A 22,159-nucleotide genomic window follows, 5' to 3' on the forward strand; every position below is an offset into this window, starting at 1 on the left:
ATTGTGACCAGTGTTTGAGGCAGGAAAATGCCCTTTTCCGGGGTTGCAGGTCAAGGATCGTAGGCAAAACCCATCACGTTGTTATACTACGTTGCACAACAGGGAGATACAGATGTTCCGCAACACACTCACCGCAGGTTTTTTGAGTTTAACATTGATGACGCCTGTGTTGGCCGATCACCCGTCGACCTATGCCGGTGTGGCTGGCGCAAAGGTGCTGGACAGCGGCGTGATGGTGGTGACAGGAAACCCAGATTTTGCGCGCGAAGAAGCCTTTGAATATGTGCAACGGCCCGATGGCGGGATCACGCTGCTGAACACAATTTCTGCCGGAAATGGCAGCTTTCGGGTGCGCGCCCGGTTTGATCTGGATGCGGATTGGCAGTCGTTAAGCGCCAGCGGTTTAGGGCTGTACGCCGGTGTGCCGGTGGTGAGTTATATGGAGCGGGTTGGAAGTCAGGTGGAGATACAGGTCCACAGCCTGAGCGAGGGTGACGGCGTGCATCTTGCGTCCACAGCGGTGTGCGACCCGGATTGCTTTATCAACATGAGCCCCAGTTCCGTGGCGATGTTTGTCATGACCCGGCACTACGATTTGGAAAAAGGCGGCGTGCAGACGTTTCAATGGGCGGGGCAAGACCTGGACAAGGTAAGAACGTTATCCGGCGGCAAAGCGAACTTGGTTTATCAGGGCGAGCAGGCGGTGAAGCGCGCCGCCTTGCCAGAGGCAGAGGCCGAAACTGTGATGCTGCGGCACTTCACGTTTGTTGAAGAACTGCCCATGCCGAACGGCGGTGTGTTCAAACTGGACTTTGATTTGTGGACGGACCTGGATCACTGGCCCATGGGCTTTCAGGTCAGAACGCCCGGCACAGCCGGTGCCACTCTGGGCTTTCGTAAGGGCTGGGACGACGTGCGGGGGCAGGTGGCGCAGTAAACACTTGTTCTGTCTCGAAACCTAATAATTCTGCTGTTTTAACGTTTGATTCAGAGAAAACGGGTCAGGTTCTTCTCAACGTTCGACGTGAGATCGGACGAGTTGAGATGAGGTGACAAGTTATGTTTCAGCCCGACAATAAGACCGCCGCAGATCTGATGGCTGAGGTGGTTAAGACAGGTAAAGCCGAAAAGGCAAAAGGTCCACAGATTGCTATGCGGTCTGTGGTGGCCAATGAGAATCGGCCTCTCCCGTCTCAAGCCCTAAAAATCCCCACCTATGATGCCCCAGAAGCCCGCAATATTGCCTGGGAAGACGACGACTATTTTTACGTCGTTCAGGATTAAATCCCGGAATTCTTGGCTCGACCTCGGTTCGAGATTTTTTGATTTGGGCGCCCCCCTCGGAACGAGATTTTATTTTCCGGGCTCGACCTCGGTTCGAGCCCATGCACGCCACCCTGTTTTCAATAAAATCAATGGGTTAAGGGGACGTGAAACGAGCCCATGCACAACATTATTGCAGAAAGCCGTAATTTTCTTTCGCACTGAAACCCCTATATAGATCAAATGCTTAAGAGGTGTGGCGCGGCGTGGTTGTGACGGTCGCCCGTGTTTTAAGCCAATTTTTGGATTCTGGGAACGTCGATCCGCTCATGCGCTTCTTTCTTGCGTTTCAGTCCTGGCTTGCCGGGACCTTTATTGGTCCGCGTGGCTACACGGTCTATGCGGATGGTCGGCTGGAGCGCGGCAGGGCGCCGGGCCGGGACCAAGACCTCCGCGCGGCAGAGATCGACACAGCCCAGTTTAACGCGTTGTTTGGTCCCGGCAGCAGCAAAGATGGCCGCACATTCTTTGTGCCCCGCTTGCCCGCACGGCATGCGAACGCGAGCCAAGACGATAACGTCATCCCAACAGAGGGGGCCGGCGAGGCCGAAAGTTTCGGCGGTATGCAGGGCTCCTTCCATCGTGAGGCGGGCGAACTGGTCGCCGTGGCCGAGTTCGTGTGGAACCGCGCCGGGGTAAGGCTCTCCCTGACGTATGTGTGGATCTGCCTGGGTGCGGCGATGCTGGACGTCCTTGCGGGGCTGATCACCCTGGCGCAAGGCGATATGACGATCGGGCGGGCGATTGTGATCGGACTCACCTTGATGATGATCGTGCTGTTTATGTTTGCACCCCGGTTGCTGAACGAGGGGCGTGAACACCTCAGCAAAACGCACCGCGCACCGTTGTTGGCAAAACTCTCGGCCTTCGTGCAGTTTGCCGGACGGAGTACCTAAGCACCCTAGTCCTGTGGCGTATCGCCAACGGCATTCAAGGTTTTGCCATAGCAGGCCGGGTTGAGAATGCAGGGCTGGGTGATGCGCGCCAGATCAGAGCGCGTCATGGTGGTGTCGATGGAGAGATCATCCGACAGTGCGCCGGTGCCGGTGGGGGCGGCAGGCTCGGGTGTCACGCTGGCGTTAAGGACGATGGTGTATTCCAAATCTGAGTTGGCGGCAGCTGTTTCCAAAGCAATTTCGGCCCGGGCAAGATCGCGCATGTAATTGATAACGCGGGGTTCATCCGCGAACATGGCCGGGGGTTGGGTGAGAATTGGCCGTGCACCGCGCCCGCTGTGGCGGATGATTTGGGTGACCTCAGCCGCCTGGGCGGCTTCAACCAGAGTGCGCATGTAGCGCCAATAGAAGCTGTCGCCATCATCCAAGCGAATGCCGGACAGGTTAGACGCATCGATGATCACGGCGGGCTTGGCCTCCAGCACGGCGGCCTTTACGGCGGCGGCGTCCATGAGATCGGCGATCATCACTTCATAGGTGCTGCCTTCGAGGCGCTCGAAGGTCGAGGAGGGCCGCGCCAGCACAATCACCCGCTCGCCTGCGGCGGACAGCTGGTTGACGTGATAGGAGCCCAGTTGCCCGGTGCCGCCGATGATGAGAATGCCCGTGTTGGCCGCCAAGGCGTTGGGGAACGGCAGGGCGGCAACGAATAGTGCTAAAGCGAACAATGTACGGAGCAGAGTCATATTAGTCCTCATAGAGAAGTGTCATGGCTGAGATTATCCGTGACGTCAGCGCGGTTTAATCCGCCGCGAAGCAATAGAACTGCCCCGCACCGCCGGTGGCCACCAGATTTTCCTGACTGCACCCAACGCTGGCGTGGGCATCGTTCCACGACATGCTGGTGAAGGTGGTCAGGCGATCATGGTGGCCGACGTTGACGCTGCCGTCCGGGCTGTTGCTGGTGTAGTTGCGGCAGGTGCGATCGAGCGTATCGGTAAAGGCCGTGCCGTCGATGCGCGTGCCGGTGATGATGTCATGCTGATTGCGACCTTCTTGTCCCACGACTTTGATTTCTCCGGGAACGCGTTCGCCGGTTTCGTCCAGCGCCGTGTTGATGTTGAGGATGTTGCCATGACGCGCTTCGTCCAGCGTGTCGCCATGCAGATCACTGAGGTTGCGCGCAATGCGCACGCCTTTGAAGTTGTACCACGGGCCATTGCCAATGCGGTCGCGCGCGTTAATGCCGGGGGCGTCCGTATAGGTTTGTGTGCTGAGATACGCGCGCCAGGTTTTACCGGCGGCCCCTTCTGCGCCCGAGGCTGCGGCAAGGGATTGGCAATGGGCATCTGCCCCAGCCAGACCGCCCAAGTTTGCCCCATCGCCTAGGCCGACACTGGTGATGAAGAAACTCATCTGGCCTTTATCCGGGCGCGGTGGAATTTCCGGCACGCCGGTGGGAGATTGCGCGAGGGCGAAAGCAGAGGAGGTCAGAAGAAAGAGCGCGGCGAGGGGGGTGGTTGTTGCGGTTTTCATGTGGTCGGTTCTCCGTTCAGCGTACAAACTGATGTTCATCTCATGCCATAAGGCCATATTTTTGAGAGCAGGTCACTTAGGAAAAAACACTGTGAAGGTTAGGCGGGGGCCTGTAAACGGTTTAGGGTTTTGGCCGCGAACAGAGGCCCAAAGTCAGAGAGCGCAGATATGAGTGATAATCCCAACTACGTCCCGGCGCCGCCGCTGCCCGATGGCACGCGCAATCAAAATCCGGCAGAGGGCAAACTCAAAGGCACCACCTTGCGCATTAAACGCGCACTGGTGTTTGTGACCGACCTCAAACGCTCGATCGATTTTTATGAAAATGTGATCGGCCTGGAAGTGTATGCGGTGGACCAGGTGTACAGCCTGGATCAAAGCACCATGGGCAACAGGTTGTTTAACACGACCGAGGGCACGCGGCGGCGCATTGCGCAATTGAACACCTCGAACGAGACACGCGGCATTGCCCTGCGCGAAGTGGATACGCCCTTTGAGGTGCCGCAAAACCCGCGCGTGAGTACGGTGCTGTTTGAAGCCAGCGACATACTGGGTATTGGCGAACGTGCGACCGCCTATGGCAGTGAAGTGATCGGACCGATTTTGGCCCAAAAAGAAGCGACGACAAAAGCAGGGGATGACGGCGAAGTGAAAACGCCGCGCCTGCGCTATATGGAACTAGGTGTGGTCGACCCCGACGGCCATGTGATCGCGTTTTTTAAATACTATGAAGACAACCCCGAAGACGACGCGGAGTGGGACAAGGCGGCGGAGCGGTACCGGGTGGAAGTGGAGTTGTAGGGGGGAATCCTTTTGGGAAGTGTGGGCGGTGTAATGGAATTATGTCGCGTTCTTGAATAGGTGACAGGCGTCGCTTGGGTGTTTGCATGAAATTCGTTTTAAATGCTGAAGGCGACCTAAAAGGATAAGTCTATTTAGTGCAATTCAGCTCACTTTATGGTATACGTATTGGTGTATATACCATCCTGAGTTATGGTTTAGGCGAGTAAACTAATTTAAAGTTTGGATTTCATATTGTCAGACAGCACATACTCTAAAGCTTGTGAGAATTTATCGAATATAATTGAAGATTATAGGCAGGATGAATTAGCCACGCTAACGCCTGAGCATGTGGAGCGCTGGGCCAATCAATTCGAGGAAATGGATCGACATCAGATCGTAACAGAAACCGCTAATATCCTTAATAAGACATACGTAAGTGAGAAAAAAGTCGATGGTTTTCTGAAGAGTGTGCTGAATGATTCAAATTTTACTGCTGGGGATCCCAAGAAATTTTGGCAGAATGTAGGATTACTTGATATCCAACCTAATAGTCGTAGCCAAAAAGAGTTAAATAGAAAGCTATGCGAGCTTTGCAAACAAGAATATGGCGTTGATATTGCTGTTAATTCCTCAAAGAACAATGTTTGGATTTACTTAGACGATGGAATTTTTACAGGCCATCAGATGACGGTCGATTTAAGTAATTGGATCGAAGCCAATAACGTTGAAAACGTAGAAATTCGAACTGTGGTTATTGGCGCTCATAAATTTGGAGAATATGAATTAAGTAAACTGGGTATTAAGGTACAGAAAGAAAGAAGCATAACTGTAAAACCTTGGGCAGTTATTAGACTAGAAAATAGAAAAACTTACCGTGCTAATTCCGACGTTCTCTGGCCGACATTTATACCAGATGGTGGTATGGTGGAAGAATGGCTTACCAAAAGAGAAATGAAGCTTGATCATTTCCATAGCCGGAGCGGCGAAAATCTTGGAGATGCTAATTTATTTTCAACTTCTTCTGCAAGAGCAAAGCTAGAATATGCATTTATGGAACGCGGTGCATATATTTGTACTTTAGGAGCTTCAAATAATCGAATGATGAAACCTTTGGGATATTCAACATTTCGAAGTGTAGGTTTTGGTACACTTTTCTGCACCTACCGCAATTGCCCAAATAACGCCCCCTTAGTTCTTTGGTGGGGCGATCCAAATGGCAACCAGACGCTTCGTAGATGGTACCCATTAATCCAACGAGCTTCACGTGAGTTTGCAAACTAACACACTATGGAACATGTAATTTTAAATTCCGATGCTAAATCAAAGCCTAAACTTGAAGAACGTGTTTACGAACGTAAGAAGTCTGTAATTTTTAAGAAAACGCGTGAAAAATGGGGTGGCTTATCGAATATGGCTGCTGGTTATCCTATAGAAATTTCAGGTATCAGACTGCGGACATCTGAGGCGTTGTATCAATCTTGTAGGTATCCCCACCTTCCAGAGGTTCAGGGAAGTATAATATCTGAAAAAAGCCCAATGACGGCCAAAATGAGAGGCAAGCCGTTTCGTGATTCAACCAGACCAAAATGGGACCAGATAAGAATTCCAATTATGAAATGGTGCTTAAAGGTTAAGCTAGTTCAAAATTGGGATAAATTTGGAAACTTGCTATTAGAAACTGGCGATAGTCCGATCGTAGAAGAGTCTAATAAAGACCCATTTTGGAGTGCAAGACCGGAGAGCGCTGAAATACTAAAGGGAACAAATGCTCTTGGGCGCTTATTGATGGAGTTGAGACAACAACTTATTGAAACTCCTAACTCTCTTGAGATGGTTGAACCTCTGCCGCTTGAAAAATTTTTACTATTAAATAAACCAATTGAGACTATTTATCGTGATTCAAATAATTATGCTTTAGATCACGATAAAACGGAGTCTAATTTGGAAAGTGAGACAGAATCTAAAAGAAATATGGCATTTGGATTTTAACTAGCTCACTTCCCCAAATGAAGCCAAGAACCCTTGTCGGCCAGTGCGTCCGCGTCGTCGATCTGGGATTCCTCGCCGAAGGCGTCTAGCAAGATGCGATGGATGTGAGGAAGGTCCGTCTGTTCGAACGGACGAATTGCCAGTCGGTCTGTTGTCAGGATCATTGCTCGTGCCGGACCTCTCTCTGACGTGTCACTTCCCCGGCACGCCCTTCAAATACTGCCCCGTGTAACTTGCTTTGATTTGTGCGATCTCTTCTGGGATGAGGATGGCGCGCTTGCTTTTTTTCGTTCGGATCAGTCACGCCTCAAAAAAGTGACAGAGATTATGGATTCGCCGGTCAAGCCGGCGAATGACAAAAATAATGCATGAGATATTATGACATAAGAAATAGGGTATGACCCGCAGCGTTGCGAAACGGTTATCGTTTTTACGCCGCACTTTTAACAGGGCGGGCGCGCTCGATCCGTTTGCGCCGCTCCGGTGTGTTTAAGGCTTTCCAGAGGTCTGTTCGGGTTTGAGAATTCAGCCAGAATACGGGCGTGTTACCAAACACGCGCGCGAGCATCAGGGCTGTATCGGCGGTTACGGCGCGGCGGTCGTTGCACAGTTCATTGACCAATCGTCGCTCGACGCCGCTCGATATTCATGGGGTGGCCTCGGCCAGGGCTGTCTGAGTCAGGGCCGTCTGAGTCAAGCCCAGCGGTTTGATAAACTCTTCGCGCAGCATTTCACCGGGCGTTGCGCGCCTGCGTTGTGTTGTTCGCATCAGTCACACCTCAGAGATTAGCGGACACTGCTTTCTCCAGAACTTCTCTGATAAGGCGTTGATACGGAATGCCGCGTGCGGCAGCTTTCGCTTTAACCGCCTTGAGGAGCGAGTCCGGCAGCCGCATGTTGACGCGTGCGGCCTTGGTTTCAAACTCGAAACGCATGGGCGTCGCGCCGGACAGGTCGTACTCTGACAGATCGGCTTTATCGACGAAGTCTTCTGCGGCCTTGTCGGTCTTAAAGGTTGGAATTTTCTTTTTCATAACGGTGAATTTCTTTCCGGTGCATGTAGCGGGCAGAGATGGGGCGAATGTAAGTTTGTCCGTTGCGGTTCCTCAACGTGAAAACAACGAAGACATAGCGATTGGCCACGGCCGGCTGAATATTGGTTTTACCAATGGCGCGGAACCGCTGCTCGCCAATCGAATGATCGGGGTCCGGCAGAACCATGACCGTTCCATGAAACACGCTTTCAATCTCTTCTAGCGTTAGCCCGTGTTTGCGGCATTTTTCGCGGTTGGCATCGTCCCACTCAAAGCCGGTCACGGGGCTTGTCATATCCCCTGTCTCACAAAACCAGTATGTATAAATGTATGTACATTTGTCAACATTATTGGTGTGCGTATTGTCCCTGGATTCGCCGGTCAAGCCGGCGAATGACAGGGGTGGGAGATGGCTTGGCGCGTTCGTATGTTACCGCTTCCCCAAATACCCTTTGAGATACTGCCCCGTATAACTCGCTTTGATTTTGGCAATCTCTTCCGGTGTACCGGTGCCGACAATGTGGCCGCCGCCGGCGCCGCCTTCGGGGCCGATGTCGATAAGGTGGTCGGCGGTTTTGATGACCTCTAAATTATGCTCAATCACGATGACCGTGTTGCCCTGATCGACCAGGTGATGCAGCACTTCTAATAACTTGCGCACGTCTTCAAAGTGCAGGCCGGTGGTCGGCTCGTCGAGGATATAGAGCGTGCGCCCGGTGGCGCGCTTGGAGAGTTCTTTCGCCAGCTTGACGCGCTGCGCTTCGCCGCCGGAGAGGGTGGTGGCCTGCTGGCCGAGGCGGATGTAATCGAGCCCGACCTGTTGCAGCAGCACCATTTTATCGCGGATGGCAGGAACGGCCTTGAAGAAGGTCACGGCTTCCTCGACGGTCATGTCCAGAATGTCGGCGATGGATTTACCTTTGAACTTCACGTCGAGGGTTTCGCGGTTGTAGCGCTGGCCGTTGCAGACATCGCAGGTGACATAAACATCGGGCAGGAAGTGCATTTCGATTTTGATCAGGCCGTCGCCCTGGCAGGCTTCACACCTGCCGCCCTTGACGTTGAAGGAAAAACGCCCCGGCTTGTAGCCGCGGGCCTTGGCTTCGGGCAGTTCGGCAAACCAATCGCGGATCGGCGTGAACGCCTGGGTGTAGGTGGCGGGGTTGGAGCGCGGGGTGCGGCCAATGGGGCTTTGATCAATGTCGACGATTTTGTCGATATAGGTGAGACCGTCGATCTTTTTGTGGGGGCCGGGCAGATCGCGTGCGCCATGCAGGGTTTTGGCCAGCGCTTTATAGAGAGTCTCCAGCACCAGTGACGACTTGCCGCCACCGGACACGCCGGTGACGCAGGTGAAGGTGCCGAGCGGGAAGCTGGCATCGACCTTTTGCAGGTTGTTGGTTTCCGCACCGATGACCTTGATGGCCTTGCCATTGCCGGTGCGGCGCTGTTTGGGCACGTCGATCTTTTTGACGCCGGTGAGATAGGCGGCGGTGAGGGAGTCCTTATTCATCATCACCTGGGACGGCGTGCCCTGGGCGACCACATGGCCGCCGTGGACGCCCGCGCCCGGACCCATATCAATCAGGTGATCGGCGGTGCGGATGGCGTCTTCATCATGCTCGACCACAATGACGGTGTTGCCGATGTCGCGCAATCGACGCAGGGTTTGCAGCAGGCGTTCGTTGTCGCGCTGGTGCAGGCCGATGGACGGTTCATCGAGAACGTACAACACGCCGGTGAGGCCGGAACCGATTTGCGAGGCGAGGCGGATGCGCTGGCTTTCGCCGCCGGACAAGGTGCCGGAGTTGCGCGCGAGGGTGAGGTATTCCAGGCCGACGTTGTTGAGGAAGCCGAGGCGTTCGTCGATCTCGCGCAGGATGCGGCGGGCGATTTCGGTGTCTTTGGCGGAGAGTTTTGTCTCCAGCGCCTGGAACCAGGTGTGGGCGTCGGAGATGGACAGCTCGGACACTTCGCTGACGTGCTTGCCATCAATTTTGACCGCCAGGGCTTCGGGCTTGAGACGGTGGCCGTCGCAGGCTTCGCACTTCTGGCTGGTTTGATACTTGGACAGTTCTTCGCGGATCCAGGCGGAATCGGTCTCGCGCCAGCGGCGGGCGAGGTTGTTGATGACGCCTTCAAAGGGTTTGCGGGTTTCATACTTGCGGTTGCCATCGTCGAACTTAATCAGGATGGGCTCGTCGCCGCTGCCGAAGAAGATAGCCTGCTGTACTTTCTTGGGCAGTTTGCTCCATGGGGTGTCAACATTGGCACCGTTGATCTTTGCCACGCCACGCAGCGCCTGGAGATAATAGGGTGACGGCGGTGAGGCGCTCGACCAGGGGGCGACCGCGCCTTGGGCCAGGGTTTTGCTCTGATCTGGCACGACGAGATCGGGATCGAAGGTCATGCGCACGCCGAGACCATCGCACGAAGGACACGCGCCAAAGGGATTGTTGAAGGAGAACAGCCGGGGCTCGATTTCATCAATGGTGAAGCCGGACACCGGGCAGGCGAACTTGGCGGAAAAGACGGTGCGGCTGCTTTCGTCGCTTGCTTCAGCATCTGCATTTTCAGCAAAGGCGATGCCATCGGTCAGCGACAGCGCGGCTTCCAGGCTTTCGGCCAGGCGGCTTTCCAGCCCTTCGCGGACGACCACACGATCGACCACCACTTCAATATCGTGCTTGAGCTTTTTGTTGAGCGGCGGCACGTCATCGATTTCATGCAGCGTGCCATCGACTTTAACGCGCTGAAAGCCCTTCTTTTGCAGGTCGGCCAGCTCTTTGCGGTATTCGCCCTTACGCCCCCGGACGATGGGGGCGAGCAGATAGAGCCGGGTGCCGTCGCCCATGGCCATGATGCGGTCGACCATCTGGGACACGGTTTGGGCCTCAATGGGCAGGCCGGTGGCGGGGGAATAGGGCACACCGACCCGCGCCCACAGCAGGCGCATATAGTCGTGAATTTCCGTGACCGTGCCGACGGTGGAGCGGGGGTTGCGGCTGGTGGTTTTCTGCTCAATGGAAATGGCGGGCGAGAGGCCATCTATAGAGTCCACATCGGGCTTCTGCATCAGTTCCAGGAACTGACGAGCATAGGCGGACAGGCTTTCAACATAGCGACGCTGGCCCTCGGCGTAGATGGTATCGAACGCCAGCGAGCTTTTACCCGAACCGGACAGACCGGTGATCACAACCAATTGATCGCGCGGCAGCTCAACCGTGATGTTTTGCAGGTTGTGCTCGCGCGCGCCGCGCACGCTGATGACAGAGCTGAGGCCCGTCCGCGCTGGCGGTGTGGCGGTCTTTTTAGAAACGCTGGCTTTTGCTGTTGTTTTTGAGGCTGATTTTGGCGTGGTTTTGGCTTTTGCGGGCACAGTATGTTCTTCTTATGTTCTTGTTTAGGTTCGGTTTAAACCCTTTGTACGGTCGAGGCAATCTCGGGGATGTGTTGATGGGCGAACTTGATACCTGAATCAGGCGGCGAATGGCATGTGAAAATGCCGTGAACGTCCTGCTTTGGCCTGGGTGGCTCAGAAATTTAAGGGCGCGTGAAATTGAGAGTAATTTTAGGGACACCGTTAGCTCATATTCCGAGCATTTGCTGCAATCCCCTGACCGATATGTGGTCATGCCTTTAAACATGGTTTCCGATTTATGACGTAAGCACAGATTGTATGCAGGGTTATTACTAAATCTATTCGTATAATTTATATCAGTTTTACTTATCGGTTCTCGCAATCGGTTTTCCTGGGGAGGATACGCCAATGGCCTACGGGTCACATTCATCACTTAAAAGAACTGCTGCGTCTTTAGCCGTTATTGGGGCGTTGACCGCTGTTGATGCCGCGCCGGTTTTGTCACAGGTTTCTCTTGAAGAAATCGTGGTGACCACGCGTAAGCGATCAGAGAACCTGCAGGATATTCCGCTGGTGATTAAAGCCTTTACGGCAGACACGCTTGAGCGCAAGGGTCTGAACAGCATTGAAGACATCGCCCGCCTGACTTCGGGTGTGACGGTTGACCAAGGGACTTTTCCGCAGGATGTGCGGGTGACCATTCGTGGTTTGGCCCCGTCTCGTGGCCGTCCGAACGTGGCGTTGCTGTTAGATGGTGTCGATGTGTCCAGTGAGTCCGTGCAATCCGCCGGTGGCTCACTGCTGATTAACTCGCGCCTGTTTGACCTTGAGCGCGTTGAAATCGTCAAGGGGCCGCAAAGTGCGTTGTATGGCCGCTCGGCGTTTGCTGGCGCGATCAACTATGTGACCAAGAAGCCCACCAATGAATGGGAAGGCAAGGTCTCGATCAATGGCGGACAGCGTAACCAGGCGGAAGCGTCTGTCGGTCTGTATGGTCCGATTGTGGAAGACAAATTCCTGATTGGCGTTAATGCCTCGGTGTGGAACTTTGATGGCTTCTACGACAACACGGTGACCGGCGCAGATGTGGGCGACAGTGATGGCTACGGCCTAGCGTTGTCTTCGATCTGGAACTTTAACGAAGATGTTTCCTTCACGACGCGTGCGGAATACACCGACGATCATCTGGGTCAGTCCGCCTTTGCTTTTGTCGGGCAAAATACGCAACTGCCGATTCCAACCTCGGCCTTCCCGACGATTCCTTTTTCCGGGAATGGCGTTATTAGTCCGGCTGTGGTCTCTGTTGGGGGCTTTGCAGGTGTCGTGCCGGATGCGGCAGATATTCCAGGTCTTACCATTTCCGAGGACCCGATTACGGGCGAAGAGTTCCGCGGCAGTGAGCGACAAATTTTCCGCATTGCTGGTACCCTCGATTGGGACCTCGGCTTTGGCTCCTTCACCTCGGTGACGCATTACGCCACCGCTGATGTGTCTCAAGCCAGTGAAAATACGCGACAAGGCAGCTTCGCAACTCGGACGAACGGCACATTGTTCCGGGTGGCATCAGAGACGGTGTTGTTTAGCGAAGAAATCCGGTTGCAGTCCAACGACGAAGACCGCTTCCGTTGGATGGTCGGCGGCCTATATTGGGACGAAGATGTTGATCAGGATTCAAACAATATCGCCTGTACCAACAATCAATTGTTCCCAGGCTTGCCGTTTCTGCCATGTGGAACTTTCTTCGGTATCATCGGGGATAGTGATCCCAATAAATGGGTGAGGGACACCAAACACCTGTCTGCTTTTGGTATGCTGGAGTATGACATCACCGAGCAACTGACGTTGCATGTTGAAGGCCGTTATACGGACGAAGAACAGTTTATTTCTGGTCCATCCGGTCCGCGCATTGTTGATGCCTTTGGCTTCTCTGGTCCGCCAGGCACATTGCCATCATCTTCACCGAACATTGATGCAGAATCTTCGGACAGTTTTTTCACGCCGCGGTTCTCGCTTGAGTACACCACCAAGAACGACATGCTGGTCTACGGCTCTGTTGCAAAGGGCGCGAAGCCAGGAGGGATCAGCACCGTGGGTGCCGGAGCCTCCGGATTTGATCCAGACGGGTTTGCTTTTGATCGTGAAAGCATGTGGGTCTACGAGCTAGGCACCAAGACGACCTGGGCTGACGGCAAGGTTCTCTTGAATGCGGCTGTCTACTACGAAGATTTCTCGGGTAAGCAGACGTCTTCTCAGATTCAGCTCCCAAATGGCCTGGTGGGCACCCGCACCGTCAACGCCTCTTCGGCTGAGGTCAAGGGGCTTGAAATCGATGCCGCATGGGCACCGGTAGAAGGCATGAACCTCTCCGCCGGCTATTCCTACATTGATGCCACCTACGGTGACTTCAAGACCAATAGCAGTGGCGCTGCCACAATTGCTGCGGTTGGCAACTGTACGGTGGTTACGGTTGGTACGTCACTAAGCTGTGAGGTTGATCGTACGGGCAATCGTTTGGAAGACGTCTCCAAGCACTCTCTGGTTCTCGGCGCCAGTTATGAGCGTCCTCTCGTTGATGATATCAATTGGACGATTAGCACGGATGTTCAATACCAAAGCAATCGCTTTGACACGGCAGATAACATTGCCGAGTTGCAGGGTTATTGGATGGTTGATCTGCGTTTAGGTCTGGTGTCTGATAATTGGAGCGTCCTGGCATTTGCTGACAATTTGTTTAATGATGACACCGTGAAGCAGGCGTTTAACACGACGGACTTTGGCACGATTAACTTGGCCTTCTTCCCGCCACCGACCACCTTCATTCTGGAAAACGCGTTGCAGGCTCAATTGCCCAACAAGCGCCAGATTGGTGTGCGGACATCATTTAATTTCTAAGCTAGGTAACTTCTAAGCTTTCTTGGTTTAGCCGAAACAGAAAAGGGCGTCCTGCTGGACGCCCTTTTTTAATATCTGGAAAGTGAAATTTAGTTTGTCAGACGATGATGGTCTGATTGCCAATGTCGTGGATCGGTTCGCTGCCGTCTTCGGTGATGAGGGTCAGGTCTTCCAGATGGGCCGAACCTCCAACGCCCGCTTCGAGCAGCGGGCAATCGACGCTCAGAATCATGCCTTTTTCCAACACCGGATTTTCTCGGAACGCTGCTGCGCCCGCGTTGCCAACATGGTCGGTGTGATAGAGGCCAACACTGTGTGGTGTGAACGATATGGTGTAATCCGCGTCGATCTTTTTCAGGGCGTCTTTTCCGGTTTGCATGATGTCGCGGAAGGTGATGCCCGGGCGTAAAGACTCGCGCACGATATCCCATGCCTGTCCCATAGCGGTGGTGGCTTTGGCCATGGCGCGGGTAGGTTCGCCAAGAAAGACCGTGCGTCCGTAATCGCCATGGTATCCGTGTTGTTCGCTGACGGCGTCAATGAGAAATGCCTGACCGTCTTGGAAGGGGGCGTCGTACAGTTCTGAACTGACCCGGTCGATGACCATGAACACACCGCGATTTCCGCGGCGGGCGGCTTCGGCATAAAACACAGACCGCAGATCCCGATAGGTGGCACCGGCGCGCACCGCACGGACGGCAGCGAGCGCGGCGTCCGTATTGGCGGCAGACGCTTGCCGCATGAGGTCAATCTCGAGCGCAGATTTGACAGGCCGGATGCGGCGCAAAGCTGTGTCGGCGTCGATCAGTGTCGCCTGCGGTGCGGCCTCGGACAGCAGGGCTAGCACGTTGGGGTGATCCGTGGCGATGGTTCCTTTGTCGACGCCAAAATCTTTGAGGGCTTTCGTCATCGCATACTTGGCACCGGCCTGCGCCGCAATTTCTTTAGCCGCAGCGGCCGCGAGGCTGGTGCGGCGTATTTCAACGCGGTCCAGCTCAGCTTGTTGCAGATCGCGAAAGCCTTGGACCGGAGCCGCGATGGGGTTGCCGTTGTCATCCACTTCACCGGTTGGCGCGGTGAAGAGATAGACCGCAAAGTCGTCGCTGCTGTGCACGTCCGACAACTGATAATAATAGTTGAAGGCCGACATCACTGTTGCCACAGGCTGGCTATCGTTGCGCGTGACAATGGCGAAGGCGGCGGGCGCGTGGCCCATGCGCTGGGTGAGGGGCCAAAAGCCTGTCGCGTGATAAAAGTTTATCCCTTCACCGAGGACGAGGGCGTCGATGTTCAGCTGGTCCATCACTTTATAAGCGTGGGCCATGTTCATGCGTGGCCCGAGCCCCGGAACCGTTCTATCAACAGCGGTAATTGAGCTGGCTGCTCCGGCAGTGTTTGTCGCCGCGACAGCGGCTGATGTTTTACCAAAGGTGGCAGCGCCAGCGGCAGCCGCGAGCCCCGTAAGTGCAAAACGGCGGTCAATCATGGCATTTATTCCTCAAGGTGTTGGGAAGTTTACTCTTGGTTCTCAATAAAACTGACCAGTGGCACCCAGTCGGTGGTGATGAGTTCATTATAGGTGGCTGCGCGATCAAAAATCGAGAGGCCCTGGCACGCCATTTCGCTGTAGGCGCTGCGGTCTGCGAGGCGTGCAACCACTGGATGTCCGGCGTTATCAAGGAACTCTTCCAGGCGGGCGGCGGCACGGGTGTTTGAGCGCATGCGGTTGCCAACGATGGCCACTTGCTTACGGCCTTTGCGAATGGGTTTTAGGGTATCGATTTTTTTAAGAAACGCGCCGGTTGCGCGTTCGTCAAACACGGACGGAAGGACCGGCATGACGACGACATCAGCCGCTTTGAGCAGCATGTCGAAGCTCTTTTTATCAATTCCAGCACTGACATCAATGACCAGACGTTGCAGACCTTTGACGGTCTCGCCTTCATTTTTGAGCCAGTTTAATCCGTATATTTTTGCTTCTTCTGCCGGGCGGAGTTTGAGCCAGGTGAGCGAACTCTTTTGCGGGTCAACATCGGCGATGGCTGTTTTGAGTCCGCCGTTGGCAAAGGCGGCGGCCAGATTGGTGGTGATCGTGGATTTGCCGCATCCGCCTTTGGGGTTGGCGACCAGAACTGACAACATCAGGTGTGTTTCCCGTGCATCTAAGCGGGCAGCCAGAAGGGCTGGCTTTTGGCAAAGGCTGTCCAGAGTTCAACGACATTTTCGTTTGCATCAGTGGCCGCGCGCGTATGCCAGCCGAGGACTTTGCCGGCCCCCATGCGCAACGTTTCGCTTTGCTTTGTTCCGCTTTTGGCAGTGGTGACAAGCGTGGCGGTTAAGGTTTCTGCTGTCGCGACATCATTCAACGCGCCGAGGGCATTTTGCAAACCACGCATGGCTGAAATGTAGGGGCGGGTGAGGGCCGTTGGGTAAAGGGTAGAGAAAAACTCAGCCGTGTAACGAACTTTCTTCAAGGCGATGCGGACTTCATGGCGTTGATCTGTACTCAAGGTTTTGAAGTTTTTGCCCAGTTTCATGACTTTGCGATGGCGCTTGGCAAGGAGCGTGCACGACACGTCTTTTATGCGCGCATCAAGATCATGAGTCCTATCTTGTTCACGCCAAGCACGATTTTCAATCCAGGTTGCTGTGGCGAGCATGGCATCGGTATAGCGCCGGGAGGTGAGGGCTGATTTTACTTTTCGATAGGCTGCGGTGCGCGCTTTTTCTGCGGCCAGAAGAACGGCTGATAAGTCTTTGTCATCAGGCCGGTCTTTTGTAACAGCGGGCAAGACCTCATCAATAAAGACGTCGAGGTCGCGAGCTTCTCCCAACACATTGATCAGCCAGCGTGTTTCGTTTTTTATTTTTTCAGCATCGGGGCATGTCAGGTAATCCTTAAAGACCGACAGCGCAGATCGAATGCGGCGAATGGCAACGCGGGCTTGGTGCACCCCTTCGATGTCCTGCCCAAGCGCTGCAGCAGCGCGATTGGCGAGAAGGTGGCCTTGTGAGGATTTAAGAATTTCAACAATGGCTTCTTCAACGGAAGCCGCATTGGGCAGCTTGATTTTTGGGGCCATCACCGCTTGCGGATGTGTCCCGTAACATAAGTCAAAACCGCGACTGACTTTACTGTGTAGGTTGAGCACCGTGGGAGCAATTCTGGAAATGACCTTCGCCAGATCCAACAAAGCTTTAGGTGAGCCAGACACGAGCTCAAGTTCGAGCTCTGAGATCTCATCGGTTTTTTTTCCGGCAACGATACGCCCTTGATCAAAGGCCAGTTCTATTTGAGCGGTTTTACCCAAGGGTGTTGTGTGATCAATGATCAGGGTGGTGCGTTTGACGTCCGTTTTAAACAGGGGGCTGAGTTCTTGCGGCAGAATCAGGCCCATGCGATTGCGTACTGAGGACGATTCAATGGCGCTCAGGTCGGGTTTTTTACCCTCCAGCGGCGTTGTCCATTCCTGCCGGGCAAACATGCCGGAGGATTCGGTCCCCGCGCTTTTAACGGTCTGTACGCGTTTGCCGTTTTTTTGACGCACGCGCAAGGTGAGGCCACGGTTACGCAACCGGCGATCAGGGGTATCGAAATAGGTTGAGACAATGCGCGTTATCTTGCGGCTAGATTTAACAGCTTCAGAAGATGCGCTGAGTTGGGTGAGCAGTTTGGATAGATTCTTCGGATTCGTGGTGAGCTTGAGTTCAATCTCAACCACGCCATTGGGATCGTCTTCCAGACTCAAGGAGGCGTGCGCATTTTCCTGCGGAGACGTCATATCCACGTTAGCTGCATCCCTATAATAGTTTTTTAGCGGTTGGTTTTTACCAACTCTGTCTCCGTGCGACTTTGATCAGGATTAAACACCAGTGGCGAATAGTTGAGCAACCATTATCGGAGCGAAAACAATGTAAAAACAATAAGTTATCCACATTATCCACAGGCAGATGCCGGCTTCAGGCCAAACTTATCGTTTGAGCCGCAGCATAATGCTTGCCTCGCGTGCCGCGCTGAGTATCGTGTGGCATCACTAGTTCATAGGAGTTCCGGCATGGCTGGCAGCGTAAATAAGGTCATTCTCATTGGTAATCTGGGGCGTGACCCTGAAGTCCGTTCAATGCAAAACGGCGGTAAAGTTGCCAACCTCAGCATTGCGACGTCTGAGAACTGGAAAGACAAGAACACCGGGGAGCGTAAAGAAAAGACGGAATGGCATCGGGTCGTCATTTTTGGAAGCCTGGCAGACATTGCGGAGCGCTATCTCAAAAAGGGTTCTAAAGTATATGTCAGCGGGCAATTGCAGACCCGCAAATGGACCGACCAGAGCGGCACAGAGAAATACACCACGGAAGTGGTGCTGCAGGGGTATGGCGGCGAATTGACCATGCTGGATGGCCGTGGTGACGGTGCTGGCGGCGGCGGCGGTTATGGCGCATCCGAACCTTCTGGCGCTGGCGGTGGAGATGGCGGCGGATGGGATTCAGGTCCGTCCGGCGGCGATATGGACGACGATATTCCGTTTTAAGTTATCTCAACACCTACGCTAAATAGCACGCTATTTATACTGTATTTTAGGTCTCAGAGACCCCGAGTCTGTCCACTATATGTAGTGGATGACGGCGTGTGCGTGTTTTCAGCTGACCATGCAATTTCCGGCCAGACTCAGGTGCAGGGAAAAGTGTTGTTAAGTATCTGTAATATATAGATTAATTATAATACTGCGGTGTCGAAAAGCCGGTCGCCCAATCCGCGCGGCCCAGGGGTTATGATGGTTGGATTTATGTCACGCTGTCTGGTACATTTTGGGATCGGAAATTAACAATACCAACGTTTTAGACCCTCTGAGCAGGGCACCAATTCTTGAGCATGGATAGGCTGATATGCTGAGCGGCATAGACGCCCCGGATATTGGTCAGAATTGGCTTACCTTTACCACCGAGTAGTATTTTGAGCGAACCCACAGAAGACCCCCCCATCTACGATATTTCCACCGTCACCATCGAAGACGAAATGAAGCGGTCCTACCTGGATTACGCCATGAGCGTGATTGTCAGCCGGGCTTTGCCAGATGTGCGGGACGGCCTGAAGCCGGTTCATCGCCGTATTTTGTTTGCGATGAAAGAAAGCGGCTACGAATACAACAAGCCCTTCCGCAAATCAGCGCGCATCGTCGGGGATGTGATGGGTAAGTATCACCCCCATGGTGACCAAGCGATTTACGACGCCATGGTGCGTATGGCGCAGACCTTCTCGATGCGGCTGCCTTTAATCAACGGTCAGGGCAACTTTGGGTCCATGGATGGCGATCCCCCGGCGGCCATGCGTTACACCGAGGCGCGGCTGCAAAAGGCAGCGCACAGCCTGATTGACGACATCGACAAAGAAACTGTTGATTTTCAGCCCAACTATGACGAAACCGTTTATGAGCCTGTTGTTTTGCCAGCCCGGTTCCCGAATTTGCTGGTCAACGGCGCGGGCGGCATCGCTGTGGGTATGGCGACCAATATTCCGCCCCATAATCTGGGCGAGGTGATCAACGCCTGTTGTGCGTTGATTGATGACCCGAACACCACTGATGAAGCCTTGATTGACTTGGTGCCAGGGCCAGATTTTCCCACCGGGGCGATTATTTTAGGCCAAACCGGCGCGCGGGCGGCTTATGCCACGGGCCGGGGGTCGGTGCTGATCCGTGGCCGGGCCGAAATCGAAGACATGGGCAAGGACCGCGAAGCCATTGTCATCACCGAGGTGCCATATCAGGTCAACAAAGCCTCCATGGTTGAGAAAATCGCCGAGTTGGTGCGCGAAAAACGCATTGAGGGCATTTCTGACCTGCGCGATGAATCCGACCGCAATGGCGTGCGGGTTGTGGTCGAGGTCAAACGCGACACGCAAGCCGATGTGGTGTTGAACCAGCTTTATAGATTTACACCGCTGCAAACCAGTTTTGGCATGAACATGCTGGCCATTAATGGTGGCCGCCCAGAACTGCTGAATCTGCGGCAAATTCTGACGGCGTTTATCACCTTCCGCGAGGAAGTCATTCGCCGCCGGACGGTGTTTGAATTGGGCCAGGCCCGCGACCGGGCACACGTATTGGTTGGCTTGGCCATCGCGGTTGCCAATCTGGATGAAGTGATTGCGTTGATCCGGGCGGCGCCTGATGCACAAACCGCCCGTGAAGGCTTGATGGCAAAGGCCTGGCCAGCGGCTGATGTTGAGCCATTGATCGAAATTATTGATGAGCCGGACCGCAAAGTTATTGATGGGGCGTATACCCTCTCTGAAACCCAGGCCAAGGCGATTTTGGATCTGCGTCTGCACCGTTTGACGGGGCTGGAGCGCGAAAAGATTCACAATGAACTGCGCGAGTTAGGCGATCAGATCGTTGATTTCCTCGATATTCTGCGGTCCCGTGAGCGCCTTTACAGCATCATGCGCCAAGAATTGGTTGATATGAAAGAAGAGTACGCCACCCCGCGGCGCACTGAGATTTCGTACAACGAGTTTGAGACTGACATCGAGGACTTAATTCAGCGCGAAGATATGGTCTGTACGGTCACCAACGCCGGCTACATCAAACGTGTGCCGCTCTCGACCTATCGCGCCCAGCGGCGCGGCGGCAAGGGGCGAGCCGGGATGTCCACCAAGGACGAGGATTTCGTGACGTCCTTGTATGTGGTGAACACTCATACCCCGCTGTTGTTTTTCTCGACCACAGGCATGGTGTACACGCTTAAGGTTTACAAACTTCCCCTGGGTACGCCGCAAGCCCGCGGTAAGGCGATGGTGAATTTGCTGCCTCTGAGTGAGGGGGAAACGATTTCCACCGTGATGCCATTGCCGGAGGATGAGTCCGCCTGGGCTGATTTGAATGTGATGTTTGCCACCACATCGGGCAATGTCCGGCGCAACGCGCTGTCTGATTTTACCAATGTGATGCGCAACGGCAAGATTGCCATGAAGTTGAACGACGGTGACCGATTGGTCGGCGTTGCGGTGTGTGACGACTCAAAAGACGTGCTGCTCTCAACCCAATCCGGCAAGGCCATTCGGTTCCCGGTTGGCGATGTGCGGGTGTTTGCCGGACGGTCTTCGGTTGGGGTGCGCGGTGTGCGCCTGGGCAAAGACGACACCGTGATTTCCATGACGATCCTGCATCACATGGAGTTCGACACGGAAACCCGCGATGCCTACCTCAAGCAGTCGCGAAAATTGCGGGGTATGGACGAGGACGAAGCTGAAGCCGCCGAAGAGGCAGGTGACGCGCCGAACATCAGCGACGAAGATTTCGCGCGTATGTCAGAGGGCGAGGAGTTTATCCTCACAGTCACGCGCAAAGGCTACGGCAAGCGGACATCCGCGTATGAGTACCGCATCACCAAACGTGGCGGGCAGGGTGTGACCGCCATTGCCACCAATGCCCGCAACGGCAATGTGGTGGCTGCGTTTCCCGTTGAGTCTGACGATGAAGCCATGATGATTACGGATGCGGGCAAAGTTATTCGTATTCCGGTTGGGGATATCCGGATCGCCGGACGGGCGACGCAGGGGGTGACCTTGTTCTCAACAGCGGCTGATGAAGAGGTTATGTCGGTCGCACATCTGCGCAAGGACGAAGACGAAGAAGAAGAAGACGAAGAGGACTCGGCTGGTGATGCTGCTGAGGCTGAGGCTGGCGAACAAGGTAGCCCGGACGATGAGTGATCCTGAGGCGCAACTTTTAATTGGCGTTTATCCCGGCACCTTCGATCCCATCACGAATGGGCACCTGGATATCATCACCCGTGCAACAAAGGTGGTTGATAAGCTGGTCGTCGGCGTTGCGGCCAATGCGGGGAAGGGGCCGCTGTTCACGCTGGAAGAGCGCGTGGAGATGTGCCGCACACAAATTGCGGCGTTGCCCTCCGAAATAGTCCGTGTGCCTGTAGAGGTGGTCTCGTTCGATATGCTGCTGATGGATTTTGTTACGAAAATTGGCGGGCGGGTTATCGTACGTGGTCTGCGCGCTGTGTCTGACTTTGAATATGAGTTTCAGATGGCGGGCATGAACGCGCGACTGAATCCGGCTGTTGAAACGACCTTCTTGATGGCGTCTGAGCGCAATCAGTTTATCTCGTCGCGCTTTGTTAAAGAGATCGGCAGATTTGGCGGCGATATTACTCATTTTGTACCGAAGGTGGTGGCCGAGCAGGTGGCCAAAGCCTTCAAGGACAAATAGCCGCCACACTTTATCCTATAATCGAGACTTGAGCGCCGCAGCGCGATTGGGTAAACCGGCATCGGAAGCCGAACTTCCTCAGGAAAATTTTGGAGACTTTGGCATGAAATCTTTGATCAG

The 22,159-nt window shown here is 54.2% G+C and carries 20 protein-coding genes; 10 read left to right on the forward strand and 10 right to left on the reverse strand.

What is annotated here, in order from left to right; genetic code table 11:
• Window positions 1-112: 112 nt before the first annotated feature.
• The 3 genes from RIC29_15420 (at window position 113) to RIC29_15430 (ending at window position 2,219) form a co-directional block, all read left to right on the forward strand.
• Window positions 113-937 (forward strand): hypothetical protein, encoded by an 825-nt coding sequence (locus RIC29_15420; GenBank protein MEQ8736314.1) that lies wholly within the window; start codon window positions 113-115, stop codon window positions 935-937.
• 122 nt (window positions 938-1,059) lie between these two features.
• Window positions 1,060-1,284: a hypothetical protein gene (locus RIC29_15425; GenBank protein MEQ8736315.1), complete on the forward strand. Its 225-nt coding sequence runs from the start codon at window positions 1,060-1,062 to the stop codon at window positions 1,282-1,284.
• Window positions 1,285-1,529: 245 nt separating this feature from the next.
• Window positions 1,530-2,219 carry a hypothetical protein gene (locus tag RIC29_15430; GenBank protein ID MEQ8736316.1) on the forward strand — a complete coding sequence of 230 codons (690 nt, stop codon included), beginning with the start codon at window positions 1,530-1,532 and terminating at the stop codon, window positions 2,217-2,219.
• A gap of 5 nt (window positions 2,220-2,224) precedes the next feature.
• On the opposite strand, the gene RIC29_15435 is transcribed toward RIC29_15430, so the two are convergent.
• Complete coding sequence (locus tag RIC29_15435) at window positions 2,225-2,965, reverse strand: NAD(P)H-binding protein (GenBank protein ID MEQ8736317.1); 741 nt, start codon at window positions 2,963-2,965, stop codon at window positions 2,225-2,227.
• Between the two features lie 55 nt (window positions 2,966-3,020).
• The gene (locus RIC29_15440; GenBank protein MEQ8736318.1) at window positions 3,021-3,755 is read right to left on the reverse strand and encodes a hypothetical protein; all 735 of its coding nucleotides are present in this window, start codon (window positions 3,753-3,755) and stop codon (window positions 3,021-3,023) included.
• A gap of 168 nt (window positions 3,756-3,923) precedes the next feature.
• Between RIC29_15440 and RIC29_15445 the strand changes: the two genes are divergently transcribed.
• The 3 genes from RIC29_15445 (at window position 3,924) to RIC29_15455 (ending at window position 6,527) form a co-directional block, all read left to right on the forward strand.
• Window positions 3,924-4,556 (forward strand): VOC family protein, encoded by a 633-nt coding sequence (locus tag RIC29_15445; protein ID MEQ8736319.1) that lies wholly within the window; start codon window positions 3,924-3,926, stop codon window positions 4,554-4,556.
• Window positions 4,557-4,790: 234 nt separating this feature from the next.
• On the forward strand, window positions 4,791-5,819 hold the full coding sequence (locus RIC29_15450; protein ID MEQ8736320.1) for a hypothetical protein: 1,029 nt from the start codon (window positions 4,791-4,793) through the stop codon (window positions 5,817-5,819).
• A gap of 6 nt (window positions 5,820-5,825) precedes the next feature.
• A complete protein-coding gene (locus RIC29_15455; GenBank protein ID MEQ8736321.1) occupies window positions 5,826-6,527 on the forward strand; it encodes an NADAR family protein in 702 nt (233 codons plus the stop codon).
• Between the two features lie 430 nt (window positions 6,528-6,957).
• Here the strand turns inward: RIC29_15455 and RIC29_15460 are convergent, their stop codons facing one another.
• From RIC29_15460 to uvrA, 5 genes are all read right to left on the reverse strand, one after another.
• On the reverse strand, window positions 6,958-7,173 hold the full coding sequence (locus RIC29_15460; protein MEQ8736322.1) for a HigA family addiction module antitoxin: 216 nt from the start codon (window positions 7,171-7,173) through the stop codon (window positions 6,958-6,960).
• On the reverse strand, window positions 7,174-7,296 hold the full coding sequence (locus RIC29_15465) for a hypothetical protein (protein ID MEQ8736323.1): 123 nt from the start codon (window positions 7,294-7,296) through the stop codon (window positions 7,174-7,176).
• Between the two features lie 10 nt (window positions 7,297-7,306).
• Window positions 7,307-7,561 (reverse strand): BrnA antitoxin family protein, encoded by a 255-nt coding sequence (locus RIC29_15470; protein ID MEQ8736324.1) that lies wholly within the window; start codon window positions 7,559-7,561, stop codon window positions 7,307-7,309.
• Complete coding sequence (locus RIC29_15475) at window positions 7,536-7,856, reverse strand: BrnT family toxin (GenBank protein ID MEQ8736325.1); 321 nt, start codon at window positions 7,854-7,856, stop codon at window positions 7,536-7,538. Before RIC29_15475 ends, RIC29_15470 begins: the two co-directional genes overlap by 26 nt.
• 135 nt (window positions 7,857-7,991) lie before the next feature.
• On the reverse strand, window positions 7,992-10,823 hold the full coding sequence (uvrA, locus tag RIC29_15480; protein MEQ8736326.1) for an excinuclease ABC subunit UvrA: 2,832 nt from the start codon (window positions 10,821-10,823) through the stop codon (window positions 7,992-7,994).
• A gap of 507 nt (window positions 10,824-11,330) precedes the next feature.
• Here uvrA and RIC29_15485 point away from each other — a divergent pair.
• The gene (locus tag RIC29_15485; protein MEQ8736327.1) at window positions 11,331-13,814 is read left to right on the forward strand and encodes a TonB-dependent receptor; all 2,484 of its coding nucleotides are present in this window, start codon (window positions 11,331-11,333) and stop codon (window positions 13,812-13,814) included.
• Window positions 13,815-13,911: 97 nt separating this feature from the next.
• Here the strand turns inward: RIC29_15485 and RIC29_15490 are convergent, their stop codons facing one another.
• Genes RIC29_15490 through RIC29_15500 form a run of 3 tightly spaced genes read right to left on the reverse strand, consistent with a single transcriptional unit; the run spans window position 13,912 to window position 17,596 of the window.
• The gene (locus tag RIC29_15490) at window positions 13,912-15,300 is read right to left on the reverse strand and encodes a M24 family metallopeptidase (protein ID MEQ8736328.1); all 1,389 of its coding nucleotides are present in this window, start codon (window positions 15,298-15,300) and stop codon (window positions 13,912-13,914) included.
• 29 nt (window positions 15,301-15,329) lie between these two features.
• Window positions 15,330-15,956 (reverse strand): ParA family protein, encoded by a 627-nt coding sequence (locus RIC29_15495; protein ID MEQ8736329.1) that lies wholly within the window; start codon window positions 15,954-15,956, stop codon window positions 15,330-15,332.
• Between the two features lie 20 nt (window positions 15,957-15,976).
• Window positions 15,977-17,596: a CHAD domain-containing protein gene (locus RIC29_15500; GenBank protein MEQ8736330.1), complete on the reverse strand. Its 1,620-nt coding sequence runs from the start codon at window positions 17,594-17,596 to the stop codon at window positions 15,977-15,979.
• Window positions 17,597-17,869: 273 nt separating this feature from the next.
• Between RIC29_15500 and ssb the strand changes: the two genes are divergently transcribed.
• The 3 genes from ssb (at window position 17,870) to coaD (ending at window position 22,039) form a co-directional block, all read left to right on the forward strand.
• Entirely contained in the window at window positions 17,870-18,343 is a 474-nt protein-coding gene (ssb, locus tag RIC29_15505; GenBank protein MEQ8736331.1) for a single-stranded DNA-binding protein, read from the forward strand.
• Window positions 18,344-18,765: 422 nt separating this feature from the next.
• Window positions 18,766-21,525: a DNA gyrase subunit A gene (gyrA, locus tag RIC29_15510; GenBank protein MEQ8736332.1), complete on the forward strand. Its 2,760-nt coding sequence runs from the start codon at window positions 18,766-18,768 to the stop codon at window positions 21,523-21,525.
• The gene (gene coaD / locus RIC29_15515; protein MEQ8736333.1) at window positions 21,518-22,039 is read left to right on the forward strand and encodes a pantetheine-phosphate adenylyltransferase; all 522 of its coding nucleotides are present in this window, start codon (window positions 21,518-21,520) and stop codon (window positions 22,037-22,039) included. Before gyrA ends, coaD begins: the two co-directional genes overlap by 8 nt.
• Window positions 22,040-22,159 lie beyond the last annotated feature (120 nt).

Source organism: Rhodospirillaceae bacterium (genome assembly GCA_040219235.1).
Taxonomy (GTDB): domain Bacteria; phylum Pseudomonadota; class Alphaproteobacteria; order Rhodospirillales; family Rhodospirillaceae; genus WLXB01.

Bases quoted from the DNA above. Each gene is read 5' to 3' on its own strand.
- RIC29_15420 (MEQ8736314.1), top strand. From the start codon at position 113: ATGTTCCGCAACACACTCACCGCAGGTTTTTTGAGTTTAACATTGATG.
- RIC29_15425 (MEQ8736315.1), top strand. From the start codon at position 1,060: ATGTTTCAGCCCGACAATAAGACCGCCGCAGATCTGATGGCTGAGGTG.
- RIC29_15435 (MEQ8736317.1), bottom strand. From the start codon at position 2,965: ATGACTCTGCTCCGTACATTGTTCGCTTTAGCACTATTCGTTGCCGCC.
- RIC29_15440 (MEQ8736318.1), bottom strand. From the start codon at position 3,755: ATGAAAACCGCAACAACCACCCCCCTCGCCGCGCTCTTTCTTCTGACC.
- RIC29_15445 (MEQ8736319.1), top strand. From the start codon at position 3,924: ATGAGTGATAATCCCAACTACGTCCCGGCGCCGCCGCTGCCCGATGGC.
- RIC29_15455 (MEQ8736321.1), top strand. From the start codon at position 5,826: ATGGAACATGTAATTTTAAATTCCGATGCTAAATCAAAGCCTAAACTT.
- RIC29_15465 (MEQ8736323.1), bottom strand. From the start codon at position 7,296: ATGCGAACAACACAACGCAGGCGCGCAACGCCCGGTGAAATGCTGCGC.
- RIC29_15470 (MEQ8736324.1), bottom strand. From the start codon at position 7,561: ATGAAAAAGAAAATTCCAACCTTTAAGACCGACAAGGCCGCAGAAGAC.
- RIC29_15475 (MEQ8736325.1), bottom strand. From the start codon at position 7,856: ATGACAAGCCCCGTGACCGGCTTTGAGTGGGACGATGCCAACCGCGAA.
- RIC29_15485 (MEQ8736327.1), top strand. From the start codon at position 11,331: ATGGCCTACGGGTCACATTCATCACTTAAAAGAACTGCTGCGTCTTTA.
- RIC29_15490 (MEQ8736328.1), bottom strand. From the start codon at position 15,300: ATGATTGACCGCCGTTTTGCACTTACGGGGCTCGCGGCTGCCGCTGGC.
- RIC29_15495 (MEQ8736329.1), bottom strand. From the start codon at position 15,956: ATGTTGTCAGTTCTGGTCGCCAACCCCAAAGGCGGATGCGGCAAATCC.
- RIC29_15500 (MEQ8736330.1), bottom strand. From the start codon at position 17,596: ATGACGTCTCCGCAGGAAAATGCGCACGCCTCCTTGAGTCTGGAAGAC.
- ssb (MEQ8736331.1), top strand. From the start codon at position 17,870: ATGGCTGGCAGCGTAAATAAGGTCATTCTCATTGGTAATCTGGGGCGT.
- coaD (MEQ8736333.1), top strand. From the start codon at position 21,518: ATGAGTGATCCTGAGGCGCAACTTTTAATTGGCGTTTATCCCGGCACC.